Raw genomic sequence first — 15800 nt, 5'->3', positions numbered from 1 at the left:
CGAGCGAACGTGAATTCCTCTCAGGAAAGTAGCAGCGGGGCGGGCGGTCCGCTACCCGCCGGAGAGGCGGCGGAAGTCGTCGAGCGCCTCGGTGGCCCGCCGCAGCAGGCTCCCCCCGCCGGGCTCCCGGTGCAGCCCGGCCAGTCCCATCCGGTTCATGAAGTCCTCCAGCGGCGCGGTGGACTCCCGGTAGCGCCACGCGACCATGTCCAGGAACGGGAACCAGGTGTAGCCCACCACCGGCACCTCCTGGGCGCGCAGCTCCCGCACGCAGGCGACGCTGTCGGCCAGCCACTCCCGCCGCGCGGAGACGGTGTCGTCCCGGCTGGTCTCGGTCACCATCACGGGCAGCCGGTAGCGCTCCCAGTACAGCCGCAGCAGCTCGGCCAGTCCCGCCGTCCCGGCTTCGACCGGGCGGGTGCCGCCGTGCTCGTCGAACCCGGTGGTGCTGAAGGCCGGGTAGTAGTTGACGCCCACCACGTCGGGGATGACCGCGTGGTCGCGCACCCACGCCAGCCGGGCGTCGTCCCCGGTCGCGGCCGACAGCCACGCGGCGAGCGGGTGGCCGTCGCGCACCGCCCCGGTCACCAGGTCCAGTCCGAGGAACCGGCGGTGCTCCAGGAACTCCCGCCGACCGTGCTCCCCGGTGTAGCGCAGCCCCGCGTCCACGTGCACGAACGACGCGCCGGGGCGGACCTCGGCCAGCGCCTCCTGGGTTCGGCAGATCCCCTCGGCCAGCCGGAGCAGCACCGCGGCGAAACCGGTGTCGCCGCGCAGGTACGGCGGCCAGGCGCCCTCCTGACCGCAGCGCTCGGCGTTGACCACCGGCTCGTTGAGCGGCGTCCACTCGCGCAGCACGTCGCCGTGCCGCTCGGCGAGGGCGACCGCGTACTCGGCGACCCGCTTCGGGTAATCGGGGTGCAGGAAGGCGTTGTCCAGCCACAGCGGCGTGCCGTAGTGCACGAGGTCGACGATGCAGCCCACGCCGAGCTCGGCCAACCGGGCCACCACCCGGTCCACCCAGTCCCACTCGAACCGGCCCGGTTCCGGCTCCACGCGGTACCAGGGCACGCCCCAGCGCAGCGATCCCGCGCCGGACTCGGCCACCAGTTCCAGGTCGTGCTCCCAGAACTGGTAGTGCTGGGTCAGCTCGTACTCGTCGAGCCGCCGCTGCCCGGGGAACTCGTGCGGCACGAAGGTGTCCTCGATGCCGACCGCGAAGCGCAGCGGCGCCGATCCGGCGTCCGCGTCAACCGATTCCGTCACGCGACCGGACGCTACGCATCCGCGACCGCACCGGCGGGACCGAGGCGCGGCGCGTCGGGCAGGTCAACCGATCCGGGCGGCGTTGCCGCCCAGCAGCTCCGGCCGGGCGCCGAACCGCTCCAGGGTCGTGGGATCGTGCCCGGTGACGAGGTGGCGGGCCCGCTGGCCCAGCAGCTCGCGCACGGTGTCGTAGCCCGCGTAGGTCCCCGGCAGGTCGGACACCGCGAGGAAGGGCATGTCCCGCTCCAGCTCCTCGTGGAAGTGCACCGCGTCGGAGGCCAGCAGCACGGTGCCCTCGGCGGTGTCGACCAGGACCACGAGCTGCCCCGGGGTGTGCCCGCCGACCTCCAGCACGGTCACCCCGGGCGCCGGCGAGTACCCGCTGGGCACGAACTCCAGCCGGCCCGCCCGGCGCGCCTCGGCCAGGTGGGCGATCTCCGACTCCTCGGCGAAGTGCGCGAACAGCGGGCGGCGGGCCATCGCGGAGTTCCAGAACCGGTACTCGTTGCGCGACATCAGGATGCGGCTGCCGGACAGGGCGGGCAGGTTCCCGATGTGGTCCCAGTGCGCGTGCGTGACGATCACGTCGTGCCGCCCGGCCGGGTCGATGCCCAGCTCCCGCAGCGCGGCCACCGGATCGACCAGCGCGGTCCGCCCGCGCGCCGCGGCGACCGCCGCGTCGAACCCGGTGTCGACCAGGATGGTCCGCTCCCCGCCCCGCACGACCCAGAAGAAGTAGTCGACGGTGAACGGCCCGTCCGGTTCGCCGTAGAGGTGGTGGTTGAGGAACACCTCGCCGCGCGTGACCTCGCGGGTTCCGCAGCGGACGATCGTCACCTCGTGCTGTCCGGCCATCGCTCCGTCGTACCGGTCGGCGGCGGTTCGCGGCAATCCCCCGGCTGCCGCAGCGGGGTTCGCCGGTGGTCGACCGAGGATTGATTTCGGTCTCCACTGAAGTCACAGTCGCCCTTAACTCGACCTCGGACCACGCCGTCGGCGCGGACCGATCAAGTTCCGCCGGGGAAGTGCCGAAACAACGAGGGGAAGGGGGATGCGGGTGCGGGGGACGACATCGCCGGGCAGCGGGACGACCGCGCTGCTGGACCGCTCGATCGGCTGGCTGACCGAGCACCTCGACTGGTTCCGGCCCGCCACCTGGGACGCCCACTTCCCGCCGCGCGACTTCCCCGGCACCACCGCGCTGGAACTGCTGCTGCTGTGCCGGTCGCTGGGGCCGCGGCACCGGGACTTCACCGCGGCGGCGGCGGATCTGGCCGAGGAGGTGGTCGCCGACCCCGCCTTCCTCGACGGACTGCGCGCCGCGGACGAGCAGTTCACCTACCACGCGTGGCTCGTCGGCCTGCTGCACCGGCTGGGTCGGCCGGTGCCCTGGTGGCGCGCGGAGATCGCCCGGGTGCTCCGGCGCGGCGAGCCGTGGGACGCGCGGGCGCCGTGGCGCGACTTCCCGGCGTGGCAGCTCGAACTGCGCTACGCCCTCGACCTCTGCGCGGTGGACTGCCGGTTGCCCGCGGTCCCGGACCTGTTCGCGCGCTGCGGGATCGCCGACCGCGACCCCGCGCTGGTCGACGACGAGACCGCCTACGAGATCACCCACGTGCTGTTCTACGCCACGGATTTCGGCCGCGCCCCCGTCCCGTTCGCCGACGAGGGCGCCCGCCGCCGCACCGGGCAGCTCGTCCTCGCGCTGGTGGAGCGCTACCGGCGCGAGGGCCACTTCGACCTGGTCGCCGAGCTGCTGCTGTGCGCCGCGCTGACCGGGGCGGGCGGTGCCGCGGCGACCGCCGAGGGCTGGCGCCGGTTGCTCGCGGCCCAGCACGAGCGCGGGACGCTGCCCGGGCCCCCGTTCCGCGAGGCGGTGCTGACCGAGCGCTCCGGTCTCGGCGCCACCTCCTACGTGTTCCGCACCTGCTACCACACGACGGTGGTGTCCGCGCTGGCCGCGGCCGCCCGCGACGGCGAGGAGATCCGGCCGTGACCACCTCCCGGGTGCCGCTGCCCACCACCCGCAGCGGCCCGTTCGACCCGCCCGCGGAGCTGGGCGCGCTGCGCGCCCGCACCCCGGTGGCCCCGCTGTCGTTCCCCGACGGCACCGCGGGTTGGTTGGTCACCGGGCACGAGCAGGTGCGCGCGGCGCTGCTGGACCCGCGGTTCAGCGCGCGCCAGGACATCCGGACCACGCCGCCGGGACAGCCCGCGCCCCCGGCCGCCGCGCCGGGCTTCTTCGTCCGGATGGACCCGCCGGAGCACACCCGGTACCGCCGGATGCTGCAGGCGCAGTTCACCCCGCGCCGGATGGAGCTGCTGGCTCCGCGGATCGAGCGCATCACCCACGAGCACCTCGACGCCGTGGCCGACCACGGTCCGCCCACTGACCTGGTGCCGGGCTTCGCGGTGCCGGTCCCGTCGCTGGTGATCTGCGAACTGCTCGGCGTGCCCTACCCCGACCGGGAGGTCTTCCAGCGGAGCACGGCCACCGCGCTGGACCTCACCGCCGGGCCCGACCAGGTCGGTGCCGCGCTGTCCGAGCTCAACGCCTACCTCGGCGAGCTCGTCGTGCGCACCCGCCGCGAACCCGGGGACCACCTGCTCGGCGGCTTGGTCCGGGACGGCGACCTCACCGACGCCGAGCTCACCGCGATGGCCTTCCTGCTGCTCGTGGCCGGTCACGAGACCACGGCGAACATGCTCGCGCTGGGCGTGCTGGCGCTGCTGGCCCACCCCGACCAGCTCGCGGCGCTGCGCGCCGAACCGGCGCTGGCCGACGACGCGGTCGAGGAGCTGCTGCGCTACCTGACGATCATGCAGTTCGGCGCGATGCGGGTGGCGTTGGAGGACTTCGACTTCGGCGGCGCGCGGATCGCCGCGGGCGAGGCGGTGGTGCTGTCGCTGCCCGCCGCCAACCGCGACCCGGCCCGGTTCCGGAACCCCGAGGTGCTCGACCTGCGGACGCCGTCCGGCGGGCACCTCGCCTTCGGCCACGGGGCGCACCACTGCCTCGGACACCAGCTGGCCCGCCTGGAGCTGCGGATCGGCTACACCGCGCTGCTGCACCGGTTCCCGGAGCTGCGCCTGGCCGAACCGGTCACCGCGCTGCCGATGCGGCACGGCATGTCGATCTACGGCGTGCACCGCCTGCCGGTCGCGTGGTGACCGGGTTGCCCCGGGCGTGGCGCCACGGCCGCGCCTCGTGCCCACCGGCCGCGTCGAGCTCCCGGAGCGCGACGGGTCGGCCGCCGTCGAGCACCGCGATGCGCTCCGCCGCGCCCGGCCGGTGCGCGACGACGAAGGTGGTGCGGGAGCGGGACACCCGCTCGGCGGTGGCCAGCACCGCCGCCTCGCTCAGATGGTCCGGCGCGGCCGTCGGCTCGTCGAGCAGCACGCCCGGATCGACGAGCTCGGCCCGCGCCGGTGCGACGAGCTGCCGTTGCCCCGCGGCCAGCCGTCGCCCCGCTCCCCCACCTCGTAGCCGAACCGCCGGGCGGTGCGGCGAGGGCCGGTAGCGCGCCGATCGCGCGCACCGCCGCCTGCACCGCCGCGCGGTCGGCCTCCGGGCGTCCGCAGCGGACGTTCGTCCGCGTCCGTGCCGGTGCGCACCTGCGGCACCGGCCCGATCCCCCGCCGCAGCACCCGGTGCTCGCGCACGTCGACGCTTCCAACGCGACCTGCCCGGTGGTCGCGTCGTGGAACCTCGCGATCGGTTGGGCCCTCCCGAGCCGGTGATCCCCACCCGCGCGAAGGCCGGGACGCGGGCGCAGGTCCGCAGCGGACGACGCGTCCCCGGTCGCGCCCGGTGATCGAAAACCCGGTGATCGAAAAACCGGTGCGCGCAGCCGCGGCACCGGCCCAGCATGCGGTGGGAGCACCGCCGTCGCCGGAGCGCGCGCGGCCAGCCGGGATCGTGCGCACCCGGCTACCGGACCGGCGCGGCCAGCAGCAGTTGCTGCCAGCTCGGGGAACCACCGGTGGCGGCGTGCAGCAGGGCCAGCGCCACGCCCGCGTCGCCCTCCAGGAACGAGGCGTTGCGCACCATGCCGTCCGGGCTGAAGTAGGTCAGCGGCCCCTCGGCGCGCGCCTCGGCGAGCCAACCGGCCCAGCGGGCGGTGAACCCCTCCGAGTCGGCGCCGTGGTCGTCGCGGAGCCGCCGCCCGTACCAGCACAGCGCGGCGGCACCGTGGCACAGGCAGCCGTCGAGCACCCCGCAGTCCTGCGGGGCGCGGGCCAGCGTCCGGCGGCCGACTTCCTCGGCCAGCGCCGCGGTCCCGGCATCCCCGGTCGCCTCGGCGGCCACCGACAGCGCCAGCCCGATGCCCGGGTCGCCGGTGCACCAGGTCGCCCGGGACGGGACGTAGCGGGTCTCGACGCGGTGCGGGAAGACCGTGCCGCCGACATCGGCGCGGTGGCCCACCAGCCACCTCCGCGCCTCGTCGAGCAGCCACCGGGCCCGGGGGCCGGGAGCGCCTCCGGCCAGCGCGGCCGAAGCGAGGTAGGACACCAGTCCGGCCGCCCCGTGCGCCGCGCCGAGGATGCGCGATCCGGCGGAACCGTCGGCGCGGCGCGCCGGGGAGTCGGACAGCCGGAAGTACCGCCCGGCGTCGTCCCGTTCGGTGCGGTCCTCGACCACGTCCAGCACCCCGGCGGTGATCCGGTCGCGGACCGCCGGGTCGGGGTGCACGAGCCCGTAGACGCCGAGCCCGAGGGCGCCCATCGGCAGGTCGAGATCGTGCTCGGCGGGGAACGCCTCCAGCCAGCCCAGCACCGCGTCGTCGATCGGCCCGAGCCCGGTGGCGGTAGCACCTCGGAACCGGGCGAGCTGGATCGCGACCCAGCCGGCCTGCGCGGCACCCCGGTAGAGCCACGGCCCCACCTCGGTCCCGGCGCGCAGCGCGGCCATCGCTTCCCGGAACGGGGTGCGCGCGTCGACGTCCTCGCCCAGCGCCGCGGCGAACTCCATCGCCGTCAGCGCCTGGTCGAGCAGCAGCGGGAACGTGGGCCGCTCCGCCACCTGCGCCGCGGCGTCGGCGTGCAACCGCCGCGCCAACCGCACCTGCTCCGCCACCACGACCGCCGTCATACCGCCGCGCCCCGCTCTCCGGATGTGCCGTTGCCGTCCAAGGCCTTGCGCCGGCGCACCGCGCGGATCGCCAGCTCGTGGGCCAGGTATTCGAGCCGGACCGCGTCGAAGGCGAACATCCGGTTGCAGTGCAGGTGCAGCGCCGAGCCGAACACCGACCACGCGCGCCGTTCGGGCAACCGCTCGCGCACCGAGTCGGCCAGCCGGGACAACGCCGCGTCGACCCGTTCGTCGGGGCAGGTGCCGGCGAGCAGCTCCTCGAGCCGGGCGCCGTGCGCCCGGGCGAACTTGCCGTGCCGGTTGCCGGTGGGGGTGAACGCCACCCCGAGCCCGCCCTGGCAGCGGCGCAGGAACTCCAGCCGGCGGTCCGGGTCGGGGAACAACGCGCCGGTCCAGTGCAGGACGTCGGCGACGGTGCGGAACAACCGGCCCTCCTCGTCGCGGCCCCGGGCCAGCAGCGCCACCGCCCGTTCGCTGGAGGCGGTGAACAGCGATTCGGCGAGCGGGAGCCCGGCCTCCCCGCCGTAGCGGGCGATCTCCGGGACGTAGTCGCGCAGCACGGCCCGGGTGGCGAGTCCGGTGGCGCGCAGCCGCCGCCCGAACGCGTCCATCGCGGTGAGCACGCTCGGCCGGGCGGCCGGCGAGGTGGCCCGCATCCGGACCCGGACGTGGTAACCGTCGTCCTGGTACCGCAGGAAGAACCAGTCCCCGACCAGGCCCTGCCCGCGCAGCTCCTCGGCGAGCGCGGCGGCGCGGTCGACGACCTCGTCCGAGGCGGCCTGCCCCGCGAAGTACTGGAAGTACACCCAGTTCGCCGCGCGCGCGGCCGCGGGCGCGGCGATGTCCACTTCGGACCGGGCGGTGCGGTGGACGGGCCCCAGCGGCACCACCGCCTCCGCGACGTGCCCGCCGGTCGGGCCGGTGACGGCGGGCGCCTCGACCTGCGGCAGTTCGACGAGCCGGAGGTGGTCGGCGGCACCGTCCCGGCTCAGCGCGGCGAGCACCGAGCGGGACGAGTCCAGGTCGATCGGCAGCACGTGGTCCTGGCTGCCGGTACCGACCCAGCGCCGGTCCTCCGCCCCGCGCAGCAGCTTGCGCAGCCGCCCGGCCGGATCGCCCGCGGTGAGCACCTCCCGGACCTCCTCGCCGCGCAGCCGCCACTGCTCGGGGGCGACGATCACCCGTCCGCACACCACCCGCGGCAGGTGCGGCAGCCGCGCCAGCGGTCCCCACGACCACCCCGCCCCGCCGTCCGAGGCCAGGTGGCCGAGCACGGCGTAGAGCGGGTCGAGCCCGTGGAGGTCCACGTTGTGCGCGCTGTTGAGCTCCACCACGACCGGCCGCCCGGTGACCGAGTCGCGCAGCAGGAACTCGTCCCCGCGCAGCCGCAGCAGCAGCCGGTCCGGTCGGAGGGTGCCGCCCGCGGCCCCGCCCAGCGCGATCGCGTCGGTCAGCAGCCTGGGCCGGATCAGCACGTTGCCGATCCGGCCACCGCCGTGGTGCACCAGTTCGGCGCGGATCGGTTCGCTCGCGGCGCCCGGGACTTCGCTGCCCGGGATTCCGCTGCCCTGGATTTCGCGTCGCAGGGCGTCGGCGAGCTCGGGGCGGTCCATCGCGAAGCGGGCCGACAGCGCGTGCGGGGACCGGCCGACCGCGCCCACCAGCACGCTGTGGAACGGGCCGCGGGCGTCGTCGAGCAGCAGCGCGAGCACCGCGCGGGACCGGGGGCGCTCGACCGGCGGGAGATCGGCGATGTCGACGTCCCCACCCTCGCGCATCCAGCGCTCCAGCACCCGCAACGGGGTCGCGGGCAGGTCCGGCGCCTCCGGTGCCGCTTCGGCCACCACCCCCGCCTCGCCGGCCAGCTCCGAGGTCCCGCGCTGCCAGGTCCGCAGCACCCCGGATTCGAGGTCGACGGCCTCCAGCAGCGGCACCTCGGCGTCCTCGTAGCGGGCCCGGAACGCGGCGCGGAAGGCGGCGGGGTCCAGCGCGCCGGGAACCGGAGGCCGGGCCCCGGGTTCGGCGCACACCGCCTCCAGCCGCAGTGCGGCGCCGCGCAGGTCCTCGGCGGTGGCGTCGTCCAGCTCGGCCGCCGGGGCGCAGGTCCGCAACTGCACGTCGAACCGGGCGTTGGCGGCGATGCCGGCGAGCGCGGGTTCGGTCGCGGTCGCGGTGCGCCACGCCGCGCCGAGGCGCGCGACCAGCCCCGGCGCCGCGGGACGCTCACCGGTCTCGGCGAGCAGCGAGCGCAGCAGCGCCGCCCGCGGCGCGTCCCCGATCCGCTCCAGCAGGTCGAGCGCCCGCCGCGCCGGTTCGACGCCGGGTTCGATCAGGTCGGCCGCCGGGACCAGCAGCCCGCCCGCCACGACCGCGTCGAGGAACCCGCTCAGCTTCGCGGTGGGCAGGCCCGGGTGGCGGCCCCGCAGCCGGGCGACGAGTTCCTCCCCCGGCGCGGCACCGCAGTCCAGCAGCTCCACGACCTCCAGCAGCAGCGGGGTGGCCCGCATCTCCACCACCTCGGCGGTGGCGTCGCCGGGGCGGGCGAAGCGCAGGGATGGCCCGGCGATCCGCGCGCTGGGGTTGACCCGCAACGGCGTCCGCGCCGGGTCGGCCTCCGCCAGCGCGCGACCGACCAGCGCCTCCAGCGCCGCGACGTCGATCCGCACGCGCACCCGGTGCCGGTCGCCGAGCACCAGGTGCCTGCGCTGCCCGATGCGCACCGGTGCGGTCCCGGCGAACAGCCCGAACGGGGTCGCCCGGCCGCCCATCCTGGCGATGTAGCGCAGCGCGCTGGTGCGGGCGCGCGGTCGGTGCGCGGCGTCGCCGAGCAACTGCGGTCCGGCGGCCAGCGCGATCGCGTCGGCCACCTCCGGGGCGTCGATGCGGTCCTCGGCGATCAACCGGGCCGCGTCCTCGACGCTGAGGGCGGCGATCCGCAGCAGGCCGGTGTGCGGGCTCATCGCGGACCTCCCCCGCACGCGGACCGCCGTGCTCCGGCGACGTGGGCGTGGATGTCCCGCAGCGCGCGGTGGTGGTCCCCGGCGTCGCGGGAGAGCTCGGTGAGCACCACTTCGTCGGCGCCGCTGCCGTCGAGCAGCGCCTCGATCGTCGCGGCGCACTGCCGCGCGGTTCCGGCGCAGCCGACCGAGATCCCGGCGCGCAGGCCGTCGGTGCGGGCGGTGCGGGCGTCGTCGTTGGCGACCACCGCGACCGCGACCGCGGTGCGGCCGCCGGGGAATCCGGCGCGGTACCGCGCGAGGGTGCTGGCGCACGCGTCCAGGTCGGGGTTGAAGAACATCGCGTGGCAGTAGTGGAACTCCCACCGCGCGGCCAGTTCCGCGGAGCGGGTCCCGGCGCCGTGCATCCACATCTGGCAGGGCACCTCCAGCGGGTCGATCCAGTCGCAACCGCCGCGCAGCGCGGCCACCGCGGTGCCGATCGCCGCCTCCGTCGCGACGTCGTCCTTGCGCAGCCCGGCCAGCGCGGTGGCGGCCGGACCGGACACGTCACCTCGGCCGAAGCCGACGTCGAGCCGGTCCCCGGCGAAGGACCCGGCGGTGACCAGGTCCTCGGCGACCAGGTGCGGGTCGCGGACCCGCGCCAGGTTCACCGCCGTGCCGACCCTGATCCGCGTGGTGTGGCTGGCCAGCACGGCGGCCAGCAGTGCGGGATTGGTGCTCGGCACCCCGGTCCCGTGGTGCTCCGGGATCCAGAGCCTGCGGTAGCCGAGGTCCTCGGCCAGCAGCGTGCTGGCGAAGGCGGCGCGGCGTTTGAGCCGCACCGGCCGGTCGTCGTCGAGGTCGAGGTACTCCAGCACCCCCAGCGGCGGGGCCGCCGCCCACCACCCGGTGGGATCCGCCGACACCGCGGTCCTGCCTCCGAACACCACGGCACACCTCCTGGGACGGCGGTCGTGCGGCGGCCTCCCGAGCCACCGCACGCCGGTTCGCGCTCGCGGCGCCGGACGGGCTGATCAGCAGGAAATGGTGTTGTTGCTCGGACAGGTCGTCCCCCAGCAGGTGGTGCCGAACGTCAGCACCCCCTTGGCCTCGATGCCGTCGGCCGACAGCGCGCCGCCGCCGGGCGCGGCGAACGAGGTGGTGTCGACGTCGAGATCGAAGTCCTGAACCGGAGCGGACATGGCGGTACCTCCACGATCGAGGAGCGGCCCTCGGCTCGGAGGGCCGGTGCGACGAGCGCCCCACCGGCGGCGGGGCGGGTGAGCCCGCGCGCGGCGATCACCGGGCCGCCGCGCACGGGCCCGGCTCAGCAGGAGACGGTGTTGGCGCTCGGGCAGGGGGTGCCCCAGCAGGTGGTGCCGAAGGTGATCGGGCCCCTGGCCTCGATGCCGTCCTCGGACAGCGCACCGCCGCCGGGCGCGGCGAACGAGGTGGTGTCGACGTCGAGATCGAAGTCCTGAACCGGAGCGGACATGGCGGTACCTCCACGGTCGGATGAACCCGGCCTCTCAGCGAAAGGCCTTGTGCGTCAAGCAATTCCCAGGTTAGGCACGACGGCGGCCGGAAACCTCGTCCCCGAGGACCATTTCCGGCTCCGCGGCGGCGGTGATCGGTTCCGGCTTCCTCCCTGCGGAGGAGCCGGAACGGAGGGGCAGCAGCGCGGTCACCCGCCACCCCGAGCCGCGCGGCCCGGCCCGCAACCGCCCGCCGACCAGCTCGACCCGCTCCCCCAGCCCGGCCAGGCCCTGCCCGCAGCCCGGATCGGCCCGGTGGTGCCCGGCGACCGCCCCCGCGTCGGCGACCTCCACCAGCAGGTGCGCCGGGTGGTGCTCGACGCGGACCCGGGTGGCGGTCGGACCGGCGTGCCGGATCACGTTGCGCACCGCCTCCTGGACCACCCGGCAGCCCAGTTCGGCGCGGTCGCCCGCGGTCCGGCGCGGGTCCCCGGCCAGTTCCGCGCGGACCCGCGCCCCGAGGTCGCGCAGCGGACGCACCAGGTGTTCGAGCTCGACCCCGTCGAGGCGCGTCGGTCCGGTCGGCTCCGGCCCCAGGACGTCGAGCAGGCGCGGCAGCGCCCGCAGCGCCAGCTCCGCGCTGTCCTCGATCTCGCGCAGCGCCTCGTCGACGCCTTCCGGCCGGGACCCGGCCAGCGCCCGCGCCGCCCCGGCCTGCACCACCATGCCGGACACGTGGTGCGAGACCTGGTCGTGCACCTCGCAGGCCAGCCGGCTGCGCTCCCGCCGCAGCTCCTCGTGGATCCGGTGGTCCTGCTCGGCGCGTTCGGCGCTCTGCCGCGCCGCGCGGATCCGCCGGTGCACGTTCCCGGCGACGGCGAGCCCGCCGACCAGCAGCGCGCCGTAGAGCTGGCTGCCCGCGACCGCCTGGTCCCCGGCACCCGCCAGGAAAGCGCTGCCCGCCATCCAGGCCAGCACCGCCGCACCGACGGCGGGCACCGACCTCGGGAGCCCCCGCGCGCCCACCGAATAGGCCAGCGCGAACCAGCAGAGGTGCCCCACCACGGAGTTCGCCGCCGCGGCCGGGCCCAGCGCCACCCCGGCTGTGGTGACCAGCAGCGCCGTCACGGGGAACCGGTTGCGCCAGCCCAGCGGGAGGATCTGCAGCAGCACCAGCGCGAGACCGATCGCCGTGTCCGGCAGGTGCGGGGTGGACGGCAGCGCGAACAGGGTGCTGATCACCAGCGCGTCGGCGGCCAGGCCCGGCGGGGCCGACAGGTGCAGCACGACCGCGGTGACCACCGCGCCGAGCACCACCAGCACGTCGTCGTGCGGCGAGCCCGGCGGCCGCTCGACGCGGCGGCGCTCCGGTCGAGGAGCCGGTGCGTCCGGGACGTCGGTGCGCAGCAGGCCGAGCATGCACCGCAGCGAGCTCAGCGCCGCGCCGCACTCCTGGTGCAACCCGCGCAGCGGCTCGGCGCCGGGCGGGCGGCCCCGGCGCAGCTCCGTCGTCCCGGCGAGGATCCGGCGGACCTGCTTCTCGACGATCTCGTGCAGTTCGGCGCCGATGGTGGCGCGTTCGGCGGCCAGCGACCGGTGCAGCCGTTCCCGCTCGCCGTCGCGCCGCGCGCGCTGCTCCCGCTCGTCGGCGAGCCGGGTGCCGAAGCCCAGCGCCCACGCCGCCACCAGCTGGACCAGCCCGACGAGCACCCCGGTGGTGATGGCGTGCGCCGGGAAGCACGCCGCGAGCAGCACCGGCACCAGCAGCGCGGTGCCCGCCAGCACCGGCAGCGCGACGCGCGGCCTGCGGTAGCGGCCGACCGAGTGGACCAGGACCAGCCAGGCGAGCTCGCCCACCGGCATCCGCCACAGGTAGGTGAGCGGTTTGACGGCGAGGTGGGCGCTCAGCGCGAGCACCGGGTACCGCCGCGCCCACAGCACCGGCAGCGCCTCGGCCAGCGCGAGCACGGCCGCGGCACCCCACATCCCGCGCGGGACCAGCAGCACGCCGACCAGCCCGGCGTGGGCGAGCAGCCCGACCACCAGCCAGTGCCTCGGGGCGAACCGGAGCGCTCCCGGGCGCCACCGCCGCACCCCGGCCGTGGTGCTCCGCTCCCGCGGCGCGGCGGCCCCGCTCGTCAACCGGCATCACCGCCGGTGCGCCCCGGTCCGGGGGCGGCCCGCACGCCGTGCACCGCGGTCCCCGCACCGCCGGGACGCACTCAGACCTCGCCGCGGTCGAGCAGCACCACGCCCGTCTCGAAGGCCCGGACCACGAGCTGCACCCGGTCCCGCAGGCCCCACTTGGCCAGCACCGTGGAGACGTGGGTCTTGACCGTGGTCTCCGACAGGTGCAGCTGCGCGGCGATCTCGGCGTTGCTGCGCCCGCGGGCCACCAGCGCGACCACCTCGCGCTGCCGGGCGGAGAGCTCGTCGACGGGCGGATCGGGACGGGCGGTCGGCACCGGGACGCCCTGGCCGGCCGCCAGCCGAACGAACTCCTCGGTCACCCGGCCGGTGATGCTGGGGTCCAGCACCGTCTTCCCCGCGTGCAGCGCCCGCACCGCCGTGACCAGCGCCTCGGGTTCGATGTCCTTGAGCACGAAGCCGCGGGCCCCGGCGCGGAGGCTCTCGAAGACGTACTCGTCGAGGTCGAAGGTGGTGACCACCAGGATCCGCACCGCATCGCCGAACAGCTCCACCAGCCGGCGGACCGCCTCGATGCCGCCGAGGCCGGGCATCCGCACGTCCATCAGCATCACGTCGGGGCGCAACCGCTGCGCCTCCCGCACCGCTGCGGCGCCGTCGCCGGCCTCCCCGACCACGACGACGTCCGGTGCGGCGTCGAGCACCGCGCGCAGGCCGCGGCGCACCACGACCTGGTCGTCGACGATCAACACCCGGATGGCCACTCTGGTTCCCCCCACCGCCGCGCTCCGGCCCGATCGCCGCAGGACCCGCGCCGGAGCCGTTCCCCCACCGCTCGGCGAAGCCGATCGACAAGATCGGAACAACCGAGGAGGCTAGCGATCCGCGGAGCGCGACGACAAGGTTCCGGACGGGCGAACGGCCCGCGGACCTGCTGTTCCGCGACGTGCGCGCGCGATTTTCGCCCTGTGGAGTGACGCTCGCCAGACGCGCGGTCCCGTTTCCGGGCACGGTCCGCCCACCCCGTCGGGTTGCGAACCGGCGCAGCGGGGGCCGGCCGGGTGATCAGCCGCGGAACACGGGTGAGGCCGCCCCCGGGACCGTCAAGGCACCGGGGGCATCGTGCCGACGACCAGGGCAGGTGCCGCGAACCACCAGCGGCACCGCCTACGCCGAGGAGGCAGGACCGTGGACGAGACCACCCCTTACACCGCGCCGGAGCTGACCGAGGCCGGCGGGTTCTTCACCGACACGCTCGGCGCCTTCGGCGCGCATTACGACAACAGCATCCTCTTCAACTTGTGATCCGCCGCGGCCCGACCCTCCCCGGGGCCGGGCCGCCCGGTCGTCGAGCCAGTGGGAGCGGTGGCTGAGCGGGACGGGACCGAGGAGCTCAGAACGGGTAGCGCTCGATCGATCCTTGGAGGGTCACCCACTGCGTCTCGGTGAACGACTCGAGGTTGGCCGCCGCGGTGCCGATCCGGCCGCCGTTGCCGGAGTCCTTCACCCCGCCGAACGGGACGTGCGGCATGTCCCCGACGGTCTGGTCGTTGATGTGCACCAGTCCGCTGGGGATCCGCTGGGCGACTTCCCAGGCCCGCATCGCGTCGGCGCCGAGCACGCTCAGCGACAGCCCGTACTCGGTGTCGGCGGCGATCTCGACGGCTTCGTCCACCGTGGAGTACCGGATCACCGGCGCCACCGGGCCGAACACCTCCTCGCGGAACGCCGGGGTCTGCCGGGTGACGCCGTCGAGGACGGTGGGCCGGTAGAACAGGCCCTGGAAACCGCCCCCGGCCGCCACCCGGGCGCCGGACTCGACGCTCTCGGTGACCAGCCGGTGGACGTTGTCGCGCTGCTTGGCGTCGATGATCGGCCCGAGGGCGACCTGCTCGGTGTGCGGGTCGCCGACGGCCATGCCCTCGGCCTTGGCCGCCAGCTTGGCCACGTACTCGTCGGCGATCGACTCGTGCACCAGGTGCCTGCCCGCCGCCATGCAGATCTGGCCCTGGTGCAGGAAAGCGCCCCAGGCAGCGGCCGAGACGGCGGCGTCGAGGTCGGCGTCGGGCAGCACGATCACCGCGTTGTTGCCGCCCAGCTCCAGGTGGGCGCGCTTGAGGTGGGTCGCGGCGGCTTCGCCGACCTTGCGGCCCGCGCCGGTGGAACCGGTGAACGCGATGACCCGGGTGTGCCGGTCGGCCACCAGCGCCGCGCCCGCGTCGGCGCCACCGGGCAGCACCTGGAAGGCACCGCTGGGCACCCCCGCCGCCTCGAAGATCGCGGCCAGCACCGCGCCGCCGCACACGGCCGTGCGGGAGTCGGGCTTGAGCACCACGGAGTTGCCCAGCGCCAGCGCCGGAGCGACCGCGCGGATCGACAGGATCAGCGGGAAGTTGAACGGCGCGATGATCCCGACCACGCCGGCCGGGACCCGGCGGCTGAAGCTCAGCTTGCCCTCGGCCGAGGGCAGCAGGTCACCGCTGCCGTGCGAGGGCAGCGCGGCGGCCTCGTAGCACTCCCCGGCCGCCGTGCGCACCTCCAGCTCGGCCTTGGGCCGGATCGACCCGGCCTCCCGCACCAGCCAATCGCGGATCTCCTCGGCGTGCTCCTCGAAGAGCCGCCCCGCGCGGCGCAGCACCGCCGCGCGTTCGTCGAAGGGCGCGGCCGCCCACTCCCGCTGCGCCGCGGCGGCGCCCGCGCACGCGGCCGCGACGTCCTCGGGCGTCGCGGCGCCCACGGTGCCCAGCGACCGCCCGGTGGCCGGTTCGGTCACCTCCACGGGTGCGCCCCCGGCTTCGCTCCACCGGCCGGTGAACACCTTCTTCTCCCAGACGGCGGGATCGAGCAATGCCATGTCGAGCTTTCCCTTCGCTTCGTTCT

At 75.7% G+C, this 15800-nt stretch carries 13 protein-coding genes; 3 read left to right on the top strand and 10 right to left on the bottom strand.

Annotated elements, in window-relative coordinates; translation table 11 throughout:
• Positions 1–51 precede the first annotated feature (51 nt).
• A complete protein-coding gene (locus ABD976_RS21090) occupies positions 52–1266 on the bottom strand; it encodes a family 1 glycosylhydrolase (protein WP_345365852.1) in 1215 nt (404 codons plus the stop codon).
• Positions 1267–1329: 63 nt separating this feature from the next.
• Positions 1330–2121 (bottom strand): N-acyl homoserine lactonase family protein, encoded by a 792-nt coding sequence (locus tag ABD976_RS21085; RefSeq protein WP_345365850.1) that lies wholly within the window; start codon positions 2119–2121, stop codon positions 1330–1332.
• Positions 2122–2323: 202 nt separating this feature from the next.
• Here ABD976_RS21085 and ABD976_RS21080 point away from each other — a divergent pair, with 202 nt between their 5' ends.
• Genes ABD976_RS21080 through ABD976_RS21070 form a run of 3 tightly spaced genes read left to right on the top strand, consistent with a single transcriptional unit; the run spans position 2324 to position 4753 of the window.
• Positions 2324–3262, top strand: a complete 939-nt coding sequence (locus tag ABD976_RS21080) for a DUF6895 family protein (RefSeq protein WP_345365848.1) — start codon at positions 2324–2326, stop codon at positions 3260–3262.
• Positions 3259–4437: a cytochrome P450 gene (locus tag ABD976_RS21075; RefSeq protein ID WP_345365846.1), complete on the top strand. Its 1179-nt coding sequence runs from the start codon at positions 3259–3261 to the stop codon at positions 4435–4437. The genes ABD976_RS21080 and ABD976_RS21075 overlap by 4 nt, the downstream gene beginning before the upstream one ends.
• 37 nt (positions 4438–4474) lie before the next feature.
• Positions 4475–4753: a hypothetical protein gene (locus ABD976_RS21070; protein ID WP_345365844.1), complete on the top strand. Its 279-nt coding sequence runs from the start codon at positions 4475–4477 to the stop codon at positions 4751–4753.
• Positions 4754–5197: 444 nt separating this feature from the next.
• Here the strand turns inward: ABD976_RS21070 and ABD976_RS21065 are convergent, their stop codons facing one another.
• From ABD976_RS21065 to ABD976_RS21030, 8 genes are all read right to left on the bottom strand, one after another.
• A complete protein-coding gene (locus tag ABD976_RS21065; RefSeq protein WP_345365842.1) occupies positions 5198–6358 on the bottom strand; it encodes a lanthionine synthetase LanC family protein in 1161 nt (386 codons plus the stop codon).
• Positions 6355–9318 carry a lantibiotic dehydratase gene (locus ABD976_RS21060; protein WP_345365840.1) on the bottom strand — a complete coding sequence of 988 codons (2964 nt, stop codon included), beginning with the start codon at positions 9316–9318 and terminating at the stop codon, positions 6355–6357. Before ABD976_RS21060 ends, ABD976_RS21065 begins: the two co-directional genes overlap by 4 nt.
• On the bottom strand, positions 9315–10244 hold the full coding sequence (locus tag ABD976_RS21055; protein WP_345365838.1) for an LLM class flavin-dependent oxidoreductase: 930 nt from the start codon (positions 10242–10244) through the stop codon (positions 9315–9317). Before ABD976_RS21055 ends, ABD976_RS21060 begins: the two co-directional genes overlap by 4 nt.
• Before the next feature lie 87 nt (positions 10245–10331).
• On the bottom strand, positions 10332–10499 hold the full coding sequence (locus tag ABD976_RS21050) for a hypothetical protein (RefSeq protein WP_345365836.1): 168 nt from the start codon (positions 10497–10499) through the stop codon (positions 10332–10334).
• A 125-nt stretch (positions 10500–10624) separates the two neighbouring features.
• Positions 10625–10792, bottom strand: coding sequence for a hypothetical protein (locus ABD976_RS21045; protein ID WP_345365834.1), 168 nt, complete (start codon positions 10790–10792; stop codon positions 10625–10627).
• Positions 10793–10862: 70 nt separating this feature from the next.
• On the bottom strand, positions 10863–12914 hold the full coding sequence (locus tag ABD976_RS21040; RefSeq protein WP_345365832.1) for a sensor histidine kinase: 2052 nt from the start codon (positions 12912–12914) through the stop codon (positions 10863–10865).
• An 80-nt stretch (positions 12915–12994) separates the two neighbouring features.
• The gene (locus ABD976_RS21035) at positions 12995–13684 is read right to left on the bottom strand and encodes a response regulator (RefSeq protein WP_345365828.1); all 690 of its coding nucleotides are present in this window, start codon (positions 13682–13684) and stop codon (positions 12995–12997) included.
• A gap of 629 nt (positions 13685–14313) precedes the next feature.
• Positions 14314–15774 (bottom strand): benzaldehyde dehydrogenase, encoded by a 1461-nt coding sequence (locus ABD976_RS21030; RefSeq protein WP_345365826.1) that lies wholly within the window; start codon positions 15772–15774, stop codon positions 14314–14316.
• Positions 15775–15800: the final 26 nt, after the last annotated feature.

Source organism: Saccharopolyspora cebuensis (assembly GCF_039542665.1).
Taxonomy (GTDB): Bacteria; Actinomycetota; Actinomycetes; order Mycobacteriales; family Pseudonocardiaceae; genus Saccharopolyspora; species Saccharopolyspora cebuensis.
Note: the sequence above shows the minus strand (reverse complement) of the source record. Positions and strands in the feature narration are given on the sequence as shown.

Coding starts and splice junctions, on each gene's coding strand:
- ABD976_RS21050 (WP_345365836.1), bottom strand. CDS start 10,499: ATGTCCGCTCCGGTTCAGGACTTCGATCTCGACGTCGACACCACCTCG.
- ABD976_RS21060 (WP_345365840.1), bottom strand. CDS start 9,318: ATGAGCCCGCACACCGGCCTGCTGCGGATCGCCGCCCTCAGCGTCGAG.
- ABD976_RS21045 (WP_345365834.1), bottom strand. CDS start 10,792: ATGTCCGCTCCGGTTCAGGACTTCGATCTCGACGTCGACACCACCTCG.
- ABD976_RS21065 (WP_345365842.1), bottom strand. CDS start 6,358: ATGACGGCGGTCGTGGTGGCGGAGCAGGTGCGGTTGGCGCGGCGGTTG.
- ABD976_RS21030 (WP_345365826.1), bottom strand. CDS start 15,774: ATGGCATTGCTCGATCCCGCCGTCTGGGAGAAGAAGGTGTTCACCGGC.
- ABD976_RS21085 (WP_345365850.1), bottom strand. CDS start 2,121: ATGGCCGGACAGCACGAGGTGACGATCGTCCGCTGCGGAACCCGCGAG.